Source organism: Nonlabens sp. (genome assembly GCF_047636915.1).
Taxonomy (GTDB): Bacteria; Bacteroidota; Bacteroidia; order Flavobacteriales; family Flavobacteriaceae; genus Nonlabens.
The window spans coordinates 1-7545 of sequence record NZ_JBLIGN010000103.1 but is presented as its reverse complement, the minus strand read 5'-3'; the positions used below and the strand labels follow the sequence as shown (position 1 = coordinate 7545).

The 7545-nt window shown below is 35.5% G+C and carries 7 protein-coding genes; all 7 read left to right on the top strand.

Annotation, left to right across the window (positions count from 1 at the left end):
* On the top strand, positions 1-917 hold a 917-nt coding region (locus tag ACJAT0_RS11710), incomplete at its 5' end, for an ABC transporter permease (protein ID WP_415181800.1).
* The gene (locus ACJAT0_RS11705; RefSeq protein ID WP_415181799.1) at positions 902-1804 is read left to right on the top strand and encodes a mechanosensitive ion channel family protein; all 903 of its coding nucleotides are present in this window, start codon (positions 902-904) and stop codon (positions 1802-1804) included. The genes ACJAT0_RS11710 and ACJAT0_RS11705, both read left to right, overlap by 16 nt.
* The gene (locus tag ACJAT0_RS11700; RefSeq protein WP_415181798.1) at positions 1713-2690 is read left to right on the top strand and encodes a DUF6268 family outer membrane beta-barrel protein; all 978 of its coding nucleotides are present in this window, start codon (positions 1713-1715) and stop codon (positions 2688-2690) included. The genes ACJAT0_RS11705 and ACJAT0_RS11700 overlap by 92 nt, the downstream gene beginning before the upstream one ends.
* Before the next feature lie 2 nt (positions 2691-2692).
* Positions 2693-3856 carry a sigma-54-dependent transcriptional regulator gene (locus tag ACJAT0_RS11695; protein WP_415181797.1) on the top strand — a complete coding sequence of 388 codons (1164 nt, stop codon included), beginning with the start codon at positions 2693-2695 and terminating at the stop codon, positions 3854-3856.
* 8 nt (positions 3857-3864) lie between these two features.
* Positions 3865-4734 (top strand): PPK2 family polyphosphate kinase, encoded by an 870-nt coding sequence (locus ACJAT0_RS11690; protein ID WP_415181796.1) that lies wholly within the window; start codon positions 3865-3867, stop codon positions 4732-4734.
* On the top strand, positions 4727-6136 hold the full coding sequence (locus tag ACJAT0_RS11685) for a M28 family peptidase (RefSeq protein WP_415181795.1): 1410 nt from the start codon (positions 4727-4729) through the stop codon (positions 6134-6136). Before ACJAT0_RS11690 ends, ACJAT0_RS11685 begins: the two co-directional genes overlap by 8 nt.
* Before the next feature lie 53 nt (positions 6137-6189).
* Positions 6190-7536 (top strand): MATE family efflux transporter, encoded by a 1347-nt coding sequence (locus ACJAT0_RS11680; RefSeq protein WP_415181794.1) that lies wholly within the window; start codon positions 6190-6192, stop codon positions 7534-7536.
* Positions 7537-7545 lie beyond the last annotated feature (9 nt).

The window sequence follows — 7545 nt, the reverse complement described above, 5'->3', positions numbered from 1 at the left end:
TTGAGAATAAGGTGAATAAGAAAGCAACAGAGAATAATCTAGAAGATGCTGCTATCGATCTTCATAAAATTGAAGAACTTACTGTAAATAATGAGATTCAAGTACAGGACTTTACAGGTGAAAAAACCAGTAAAATGTCAGGATGGGTTAAAATTGCTGCTGGTGGCGCTTCTGGATATTTATTGATGATGTTTATTGTTATATACGGTAACATGGTCATGCGATCAGTCATAGAAGAAAAGACCAGTCGCATTATAGAAATTATAGTAAGTAGTGTAAAACCTATATATCTTATGATAGGTAAAATCACAGGAACATCACTTGCAGGGATAACTCAATTTATTATTTGGGTAGTAGTCGGATCAATACTCCTGGTTGTTGCTAGCACATTTTTAGGAGCAGAGGCATTTTCTAACCCTGCAAGTGCTGATGTTATTGCACAAGCTCAAGACATAAGTAAAATGCAATTGATTTTTAACGATATAGCACAACTGCCTATTCTTAAATTATTGCTGTGTTTCTTTATATACTTTATGGGTGGGTATTTTTTATATGCTTCTATATATACTGCTATAGGTGCTGCTGTAGATAATGAGACAGATACGCAACAGTTTATGTTGCCCGTAATATTGCCATTAATGCTTGCTATTTATGTAGGTTTCTTCTCTGTAATGGATAATCCACATGGAACTACGGCAGTGATTTTCTCGTATATACCATTGACATCTCCTATTGTAATGTTGATGAGAATTCCTTTTGGTGAAATTGCCTGGTGGGAAATTGCAATCAGTATGTTATTGCTCTATGTAAGTATAATAGGTGTGGCTATGCTAGCGGCAAAAATTTACAGAATAGGGATTTTAATGTACGGTAAAAAAACAACTTGGAAAGAGCTTTATAAATGGCTCCGATATTAATTATGGATATAGATTGGGATAAAATAGCAGAGTTTTTTACTTATGAGATCATACCATCTGGTGAGAAAGGCGGTTTCCATTTTGACACTTGGATGCTACTTCTTGCTGTTCTCGCTATTCTAATAACCACTCTTATACTGAGAGGTATCAGGAAAGTGGTGACACGTAAAATGGATGCGCCAAATAGGCTGAAGTTTGAAAGTGTTTTTAAGTTTTTTAATTATATAGTTTACATTATAGTAATTATTACTGTTTTAAATTCCAGTGGTGTTCAATTAACGGGTTTATTAACTGCTAGTGCAGCGCTATTTGTAGGTTTAGGTTTTGCCTTACAGGACTTGTTTAAAGATATCATCGCTGGAATCACCATTCTTACAGATCGATCTGTTTTAGTAAATGACGTTATAGAGATGAATGGTAAAATAGGACGCGTATTTGAGGTGAAATTAAGAAGTACTAGAATCGTTACAAGGGATGATAAGATATTAATTATCCCTAACCATCTTTTTATGTCGGAGTCCGTATATAATTATACTCAAAACCATCCCAAAACTCGCGAATTCGTCCAGGTAGGTGTCGCTTATGGTAGCGATACAGAATTGGTAGAAAAGATACTGGTTAAATGTGCTACGGAACAAAAAGGAATTCTTAAAAGTCCAGAGCCTTTTGTTATGTTCAATGATTTTGGGGATAGTTCCTTAAACTTTGGTATTTATTTTTTTATAAGAGATCCTTTTACAGACCCGCGCATCAAGAGTGCCTTACGCTTTGCAATAGATAAAGCATTTAGAGAAAATGAAATTAGGATTCCTTTCCCACAACGAGATTTACATATCATCTCGCGATCTTTCCCTGATATTGAATCAGATAAGACAAGTGATGATTAAAGAAAGTGATATTCTTAGATTAGGTTCGATTCTTTTTTTTGTTTTCGCTTTTGCGAAAGCCTACCCTCAAGGAACAGATCTTTTCAGAGTAGAGTATACTTATTTTCCGCAACGTAATTCTGATAATAGTTTTAGACGCTTTAGGGCATTTGCAAATGTGCCGCTTAAGGTAAAAAAAGGGACTTATGTGGTGCCTTTTTTGGAATATAGAAATGTGGAATACATCGTAAAAGACGATTTTATATTGACAGACTTTGGGTCTGATCGGTATGAAAGTTTTGAAGTTGGAGTAGGTTACACGTTTCCTATGAAGAATAATTGGAGATTTGGTGGTAGAGCAGGAATACTTGCCGCGTCTAACTTTGACGAGGCAAAAGCAAGGAGTGATGATTACTTTTTTACAGGAGGTTTGTATGTTATCAAAAATGAAAGGAAGCGGGAAGATGGTGGTAGACCATGGCGGTTAGTTATTGGCGTTCAATATAATACTACAGCAGGAAGACCATTTCCATTGCCGTATCTTAACTATTATAGGGAGCTTAATAAAAAATGGAGTTTTACCATAGGTGCTCCTAAGATGAATATTAAGTACAGATTCAATGAAAAGAACAATGTGCAATTATATGCTAGGTTAGATGGGTTTTATGCAAATATTCAAAATGACCAACCTACAACAAGAGGTGTCGCTGAGAATGTTTCAATGCTAGTCGCCATGATTGGTCCGGGATATGAACATAACTTTACTAAACATATTTCGGCTTATATTTATGCGGGTTACACGTTTATAAATGATATACGTTTAAGAGATAATAATGGTAATGATGTAGTCACACTTAATGATAACAACACGTTTTACTCTCGTGTAGGCTTAAAATTTAAAATATAACAATGGCAAATATTCTCCTAATAGAAGATGAAAGCGCAATACGCCGCGTTTTAAGTAAAATCTTATCTGAAGAAAATAAAAATTATAATGTATCTGAGGCGGCAGACGGTCTTGAAGGTATAGAGCTTATAAGGGATAACGATTATGACTTAGTTCTTTGTGATATAAAAATGCCAAAAATGGACGGTGTTGAGGTTCTAGAGGCTATGAAAAAAATAAAGCCAGAGATCCCTATTGTTATGATATCTGGACATGGAGATTTAGACACTGCTGTAAATACGATGCGGTTAGGTGCTTTTGATTACATATCGAAGCCACCAGATTTGAATAGGTTATTGAATACGGTTCGTAATGCCTTAGATAAGAATAGTCTAGTGGTAGAAAATAAACGGTTAAAAAAGAAAGTGAGTAAGAATTATGAGATGATAGGGGAGAGCGAGCTCATAGTTATTATCAAAAACATTATTGAAAAAGTAGCTCCTACAGACGCTAGAGTTCTTATAACGGGTCACAATGGAACCGGTAAAGAGCTTGTCGCGCACTGGCTACATGAAAAGAGTGATCGTTCTAAAGGTCCTTTTATAGAAGTCAACTGTGCTGCTATTCCTAGTGAACTCATTGAAAGTGAGCTTTTTGGTCATGTGAAAGGGAGTTTTACAGGGGCTAATAAAGACCGTGCAGGAAAATTTGAAGCCGCTAATGGTGGAACTATTTTTCTTGATGAGATAGGAGATATGAGTTCAAAGGCTCAAGCAAAAGTTTTAAGAGCCTTACAAGAAAATAAAATACAGCGTGTGGGCAGCGATAGGGATATTAAAGTGGATGTGAGGATTCTAGCCGCCACGAATAAAAATTTAAAGCAAGAAATAGAAGATAAAAAATTTAGAGAAGATTTATATCACAGACTTGCTGTTATCTTGATACATGTACCTTCGCTAAATGATAGAAGAGATGATATACCACTTCTGACCAATTATTTTGCAGAAAAAATTGCAAAAGAGCAAGGGAATGCGGCTAAAAAATTTGAAGGAAAAGCATTGAAATTACTACAGGAGTATGACTGGACGGGTAACATACGCGAATTGCGCAACGTTGTGGAACGTTTAATTATTTTAGGTGGTGAACAAATTAGCGAGAAGGATGTAAAACTTTTTGCCAGTAAATAAGTAAACACATGCTATCAGCAGATTATAAAGCAGGAAAAGATCTTAAACTTTCTGAATTATCAACACTTCCAAAAGGGGCACTTTCTAAAAAAGAAGCTGAAAAAGAGTTAGATAACGTAAGGAGAGACCTAGCAGATTTTCAAGCGAGACTTTATGCTCATGATAAGCATGCCGTATTAGTTTGTTTTCAGGGCATGGACACTTCTGGTAAGGATAGTCTTGTGCGAGAGGTTTTTAAGGATTTTAATGTGCGTGGCGTAATTCAGCATAGTTTTAAAGTTCCTACAAGTCTAGAATTGTCTCACGGATATTTATGGAGACATTATATGGCGTTGCCGCCTAAAGGGCATTTTGGTATCTTTAATAGAACTCATTATGAGAATGTGCTCGCAACTAGAGTTCATCCAGAGTATCTCATGTCAGAGAAGCTTCCAGAATTCAATGGTCCAGAAGATGCGAATGATAAGTTCTGGAAAATGCGGTATCAGCAAATTAATAACTTTGAGAAAGAGTTGGTTCAAAATGGAACTTTTGTATTTAAGTTTTTTTTAAATTTAAGTAAAGAAGAACAAAAAAACAGGTTGTTAAGGCGACTCAAAACTCCGGAGAAAAACTGGAAATTCTCAAAAGAGGATCTGAAGGAGCGTAAATTATGGGATACTTATATGCAATGCTATGAAGATGCGATACGTCATACAAATACAGATGTAGCTCCATGGCACATTATCCCAGCAGATGACAAGCCTGCTGCTAGACTTATAGTAGCAAAAATACTTTTTGAAGCCTTGTCTCAAAAGATAGATATACGAGCCCCTCAATTAGATGATGAGATTTCTGGAAAAATAAATCAATACATTAAAGAACTAGAAAATGAATAATATATATGCTTTAGGATTTTTTATTTTAACATATTCTGCTTTTGCGAAAGCGCAATCCTTATCATCATCTGAGGCAGATTCTTTAATGATGAAAAGTATTTATGATTTTAGTCTTACAGAATCTAAAAGTTACGAATGGTTAGATTATTTGTCCAATAATATAGGAGGACGCTTGTCCGGCTCTATACAGGCAGAGAGAGCAGTAAAGTATACTGAAAAGGAGCTGAAAAAATTTACTATGCGCACAGAGTTGCAATCAGTAATGGTACCTAAATGGAGCAGAGGTACGCCAGAATTTGCTTATATGCAATTGAATGACTTGTCTACGATTAATGTCAATGTATGTGCATTGGGCGGTTCAATACCAACCAGACAAGCAGGAATTAAAGCTCCAGTTATAGAAGTTACTTCTTTGAAACAGCTATCTGATTTAGGAAGGAAAGAAATAGAAGGGAAAATCGTTTTTTATAACCGTCCCATGGATCCAACTAAAATTCAAACTTTTGAAGCCTATGGTGGCTGTGTGAATCAACGATATAGCGGTGCAGAGGAAGCAGCAAAATATGGAGCGGTTGCTGTAATAGTTAGATCCATGAATTTGAGATTAGATGATTATCCGCATACAGGTTCCATGAGCTATGGCGATTTGCCTATTGAGAATTATATTCCAGCGGCGGCAATAAGTACAAATGATGCTGAAAAGCTTCATACTTTTTTAGCCATAGATAGGAATTTGGAGTTTTATTTGAAGCAAGATTGTACTTCTTGGGGAGATGTGGAGAGTTATAATGTTATAGGAGAAATTAAAGGTAGTAAGTACCCTGATGAAATTATATTAGTAGGTGGACATTTAGACTCTTGGGATCTAGGTGATGGCAGTCATGATGATGGTGCTGGCGTAGTGCAATCCATGCAAGTGCTGCATACAATGAAATCATTAAACTATATACCTTTACGTACGATCAGAGTTGTTCTTTTTATGAATGAAGAAAACGGTTTAAAAGGAGCTAGAGAATATGCTAGACAAGCTGAGCTAAAAAATGAGAATCACATATTTGCATTAGAAAGCGATGCAGGAGGTTTTAGTCCTAGAGGTTTTAGTTTTGATGCAAATGATGATCAAATGAAAGCAGTAAATTCATGGAAGATTCTTTTTAAACCTTATCTAATCCATTACTTTGAAAGAGGAGGCAGTGGTGCAGACGTAGGCCCGTTAGGAAAGGGAGGTACCGTATTGGCAGGTTTAAGGCCTGATTCTCAAAGATATTTTGATTTCCATCATGCTGCTAACGATACTTTTGATGCAGTAAATAAAAGAGAATTAGAATTAGGAGCTGCTACTATGACTAGTTTAATTTACTTGTTTGATCAGTATGGAATAGTTAATAAAAGAATCAACTAGAACATTTCTTTAGTACACAATCTAATTACTTTTACGCCTTTTTATATTTGATAATGGTATTAAAAGAGTACACTAAAGAATTTCCTAAGAATCTCAAGATTGCTGTTCCTATCATAGTAGGTCAAGTGGCACATTTATTAGTAGCTTTAGCTGATAATATAATGGTAGGTGAGCTGGGAGCAGCACCTTTAGCAGCTGTTTCTTTGGGGAATGCTTTGATATTTATAGCTCTTTCTATAGGAATAGGCTTTTCTTTTGCCATTACACCATTAGTTGCTGAGGCTGATGCTAAGGATGACTCAGAAAAAGTTAAGTCGGTTTTTCATCTCGGTTTTTTACTTTGTTTGGTGCTGGGAATTCTATTGACTTTATTGATGTTCTTGTGTGAGCCTATTCTTTATATGCTCGATCAACCTAAAGAGGTGGTGGAATTGGCAATCCCTTATATGCGCTGGGTGGCTCTTTCTTTAATTCCTTTAATGATGTTTCAAGCAATCAAACAATTTGTAGATGGTTTATCTAAAACTATGTATTCGATGATAGCCTCTATAGTTGCTAATGTTATTAATGTTTTGTTGAACTATTTACTTATTTACGGAAAATTCGGGTTTCCAAGATTAGAGGTTGAAGGTGCGGCGATAGGCACTTTTATTTCTAGAATTGCCATGGTCATAATAGTTCTCATATTACTTCTTAGTAGAAAACAATTCAAGAAATATTTTTTAGTATTGAAATCTTATTCTTCGGATATCATAACAAAACTAATTAATTTAGGATTTCCTACGGCATTACAGATGTTTTTTGAAGTGGGTCTTTTTACAGCTGCGATTATTTTATCAGGAACATTAGGTACAAATAGTCAGGCAGCAAATCAGATTGCGTTGAATCTATCCGCATTAACTTTTATGGTCGGAGTAGGTCTGGGCGTTACCGCAACTATCAGAATAGGCAATCAAAAAGGCTTGAATCAAATATCTGAATTAAGAAGGATTGCTAAATCATTGTTTCTTTTGACCTTTATCATCGAAGTAGTCTTTGCATTTTGTTTTCTAATATTTAGAAATCAGTTGCCTCAGATATACATAGATGACGTAAACGTTATTGAATTAGCTGCTAATATTTTGTTGATAGCAGCATTCTTTCAGTTGAGTGATGGATTTCAAGTAGTCATGTTAGGAGTTTTAAGGGGAATGCAGGATGTATGGGTGCCTAGTTTGATTTGTTTTGTAGCATATGGATTGGTGGGCTTACCTATATCCTATTTTTTAAGTCAGTACCTTACCTACGGTTTGAATGGTATTTGGATTGGATTGTTGGTTAGTTTGACATTAAGCAGTTTATTAATGTTTGTTCGTTATACGTATTTAATAAAAGGTTTAGTTATTGATGGTGATGGTTAGGGTGGGGAC